This window comes from Microcystis wesenbergii FACHB-1317 (assembly GCF_014696875.1).
GTDB classification, from domain to species: Bacteria; Cyanobacteriota; Cyanobacteriia; order Cyanobacteriales; family Microcystaceae; genus Microcystis; species Microcystis wesenbergii_A.
This window is the reverse complement of sequence record NZ_JACJQV010000034.1, coordinates 1-3592: the sequence shown is the minus strand read 5'-3', so window position 1 is coordinate 3592 and position 3592 is coordinate 1. Positions and strand designations below refer to the sequence as shown.

Genomic DNA, 3592 nt, shown 5'->3' with positions numbered 1-3592 from the left:
TCTCTAAAAAAATGGAGAATCATGTTGGGGAGCCCTTTGGTATTTTATCCATGACTACAATGCACAGCAAAGCAAAGGATTAAGCCGCCATCACTACTACCGAATCACCACCATTAATTTAAACACTGCCACAAAAGAAGAATTAGATACTTTACCCGGTATCAGTGGCAAATTAGCCGAAAAAATTATCGCAGCTCGGCAACAAAAACCCTTTACTTCCCTAGAAGATTTGGATCGAGTATCGGGAATCGGTAAGGGAAAAATTAACAAGCTCAAAGGCAAAGTAAGCTGGTAATGATTGCTTCGTCTGCATTTTCTGCCACAGTCCAAAAAGGTTATTTTAACGGTTCGGGAATAGTATCGGAAGGAGCCTCAAACTGTCCGGTAATAACGTATTCTAGACGCAATTTTAGCCAAGTAATAAACTGTTGGTTGAGAGAAACAATTGCCGCTGCTGGTTGGGGAGTTTTCTTTTTGATATCGGCAAAAGCGGGAGTATCTAAAAAAGCTGGATTGGCAATTAACCAAAAATCAATTTCTTGACCTTTTTCTTGATAATTCCTGATTCTTTCCTTCAAAACTTCCTTTTCGATCGCTTCTTCTTCTAAAAACTTTTGACTGGCTACCAAATAATAATAAGTTGTCATCATCTTTCCTTTAATTTTTCACTGTAATTGTTTCCTAGTCGGGAGATTAGCTGATAGCCTTTACAATTGCCCACCCATAGCCAATTTCATTTCCCTAACAGCCCGTTCCAACCCGACCAAAACCGCACGACTGATAATTGTGTGACCAATGTTCAATTCCTCCATATTGGGCAAACAGGCGACGGCATAAACATTCCAATAGGTCAAACCGTGACCGGCATTCACCCGCAAACCGAGAGAGGAAGCGTATTCACAACCTTCTTTAAGAATTGTTAATTCTGCTTGACGATCGATCTCCTGTTGTGCTTCGGCGTATTGACCGGTGTGGAGTTCAATAAATTTCGCCCCCGTATTAGCGGCCGCTTGAATTTGGGCAAAATCGGCATCAATAAACCAACTAACGGGGATATTAGACGCTTGTAGGCGCTCGACAACCCGACAAAAACGGTCAAAATTGCCCAGCATATCGATCCCCCCTTCCGTGGTCACTTCCTGGCGCTTTTCGGGGACAAGGGTGACATAATCGGGTTTAATATCGAGAGCAATGGCGATCATTTCCTCCGTCGGGGCCATTTCCAGATTCAGATGAGTCCGCACCGTTTGCCGGAGAATCCGCACATCGCGATCCTGGATATGACGACGATCCTCGCGCAAGTGAACGGTAATGCCATCAGCGCCGCCGATTTCAGCCAAAACTGCCGCCGCCACGGGATCCGGTTCCACGGTACGGCGCGCTTGGCGAATTGTGGCCACATGGTCGATATTGACACCCAAAGTCAGCAAAGTTGAACCTCCTTGTTTGTTAGTCCAACTTTCCATCTTACCATTGCGGTCAAAAGCGATTACATACTGGAGATATTTAAACCCATGGTCAGTTCTTCCATTTTGCCGCGCATGGTTTCCGTGGAGGCATCATAGGCGGCTTTCATGGCTTCTAGAATAGACCCAGCCACAATCTCCAGATCTTGGGAGAGGAGAGCAGGGTCGATTTCAATACCCCGGGGTTCTTGGTTGCCACTGAGATAGACTGTCACCAAGCCATTTTCACTCTGGCCAGGAATTTCCATAGTTTCCAGTTCTTCTTGCAGAACTTTCGCCCCTTGTTGCACCTGTTGCGCTTTTTGGAAAGCGTCTTGTAGTTCTTTAATCTTACCGAGACCGAATCCGAATCCTTGTCCTTGTGCCATGGTGTTTTTTTTTGTTTAAGGGGTCATTCAAGGTTTTTATTGTACTGCTTAAGGTGAACCGGGGTCAACTTGTGGCCCTGTGAGGGCAAAAAGTGATTAATAGACCTCCTGCAAAAGTAAGTTATCGAGGCGCTATCGGGTCAAAATATCTAAAAGCTCCGATAAATTGGACATAATCTCAGGTTTTATGGATAGGATAGTTGTCTCTTGTCTTTTTTCTCCTCGGAGTCTCCTGTCTCGGAGTCTCCTGTCTCCTGTCTCCTTACTTTTGCAGGAGAGCTAATGACAACGATGACTTTCTGACTGGGTTAAGGTTTGAGGGAACTTGTTCTCTCTTCATCCGTCACGGGATGGTCAGAAAGAGAAATCCAAAAAATTATCCCAACCACTCAGTCGATTACCCCACGCCATAATACAATTGTTGCTTTGACGAGGAGAATAGCAATTTTGAACGCCAAAAAAACGGGAATTTTCTTGACAATTGCCCTAAGTTGTGCTTTAGCGGGGAAAGCGGCGATCGCTAATACTTCCCCTTTGGAGGGGACTCGATGGAAACTAAGGGGGTGGACAGCCGGAAGTTTGGTGAAAGAAACGGAAATTACTGCCGCTTTCCAGAAAAATATCCTCAGTGGTTCGGCCGGATGCAACCAGTATAATACCGGCTATCAAGTCAATGATGGCACGCTCAAGGTTAACCAAGCGATCGCTACTACGAAAAAAGCTTGTCCGGAACCGCAGATGAAACAAGAAAATCAATATCTTGCTGCCTTGCAAGGAGTGGAACAATTCCAAGTGACAGCTAAAGGCGATTTACAGTTATTTTATCGTACTCCCGAAGGTTTAGGAATCCTCACTTTTACCCCCGCACCGACCACCACGCGCACGGAAAAGACAATTTATATCAATTCTAGGAAACAACCCTGTAGCCAAGGACCAACCAAAGACTGTTTACAGATACGAGAAAAACCAGAGGAAAACTGGAGATTGTTCCCTAATAGTATCGAGGGATTTGATTATAAACCGGGATTTTTCTATCAAATTAAAGTTAGCGTTGAAACCGTCTCCAATCCCGCTACTAATCAAAATTCGGAAACATGGAAGCTATTAGAAATTATTAGCCAAACCCCTGAAAAAGAGACTCCGCGAGCTTGGTTTGATCGACCGTTAACTAATTGGAATAAAGCCAAGGCCCCTATCCCCAAATCTCCCGTTAAAACCGTGATCGATAACCAGTGTCGTGAACAGGTTCGACCGGCAATTACTGCCAATGATCAAGCACTTAATAAAGCAGGATGGTTACTGTACGGATCCGTGCAAACCTATGGTAAAACTAGCGTTATTTCGGCCATGAGTGGAGTGGATGGAATGTGCCGACCAATGGGTTATCAAGACTTTGTTTTTGTCGATGGTAAATTCGCTGGCACTCTTTCCCCGCGACCGATGGATTCCCGCACTGATGGTGCATCTCAGAGAATTGTTTTACCAAATAGCGATCGAATTATTGTGGTTTTTAATCGCTATAAAGATACGGATCCTCTCTGTTGTCCTTCCCAATTAAGTCGCGTTATTTATCAAATCGAAACAGTCAGCGGAGTGCCAGTTGTTGTTCCCAAAGAAGCAGAAACAGAAGCAGTGAGAAACTAATTCAGTTATCAGTTATCAGTTATCAGTTATCAGTTATCAGTTATCAGTTATCAGTTATCAGTTATCAGTTATCAGTTATCAGTTATCAGTTATCAGTTATCAGTTATCAGTTAT

Annotated in this window: 4 protein-coding genes and 1 pseudogene; 2 read left to right on the top strand and 3 right to left on the bottom strand. The window is 44.1% G+C overall.

Annotated elements, in window-relative coordinates; genetic code table 11:
* Positions 1–112 precede the first annotated feature (112 nt).
* Positions 113–295, top strand: a pseudogene (locus tag H6F92_RS00585) (ComEA family DNA-binding protein); the annotation flags it as partial.
* Positions 296–335: 40 nt separating this feature from the next.
* On the opposite strand, the gene H6F92_RS00580 reads toward H6F92_RS00585, so the two are convergent.
* The 3 genes from H6F92_RS00580 to H6F92_RS00570 are packed head-to-tail and all read right to left on the bottom strand — an operon-like array spanning position 336 to position 1834.
* Positions 336–647, bottom strand: a complete 312-nt coding sequence (locus H6F92_RS00580; protein WP_002783106.1) for an MgPME-cyclase complex family protein — start codon at positions 645–647, stop codon at positions 336–338.
* 60 nt (positions 648–707) lie between these two features.
* Positions 708–1430: a pyridoxine 5'-phosphate synthase gene (locus H6F92_RS00575; protein ID WP_199308094.1), complete on the bottom strand. Its 723-nt coding sequence runs from the start codon at positions 1428–1430 to the stop codon at positions 708–710.
* Positions 1431–1489: 59 nt separating this feature from the next.
* Positions 1490–1834: a YbaB/EbfC family nucleoid-associated protein gene (locus H6F92_RS00570; protein ID WP_190356419.1), complete on the bottom strand. Its 345-nt coding sequence runs from the start codon at positions 1832–1834 to the stop codon at positions 1490–1492.
* Between the two features lie 447 nt (positions 1835–2281).
* On the opposite strand from H6F92_RS00570, the gene H6F92_RS00565 reads away from it, so the two are divergent.
* Positions 2282–3478 carry a DUF4377 domain-containing protein gene (locus tag H6F92_RS00565; RefSeq protein WP_199308093.1) on the top strand — a complete coding sequence of 399 codons (1197 nt, stop codon included), beginning with the start codon at positions 2282–2284 and terminating at the stop codon, positions 3476–3478.
* Positions 3479–3592 lie beyond the last annotated feature (114 nt).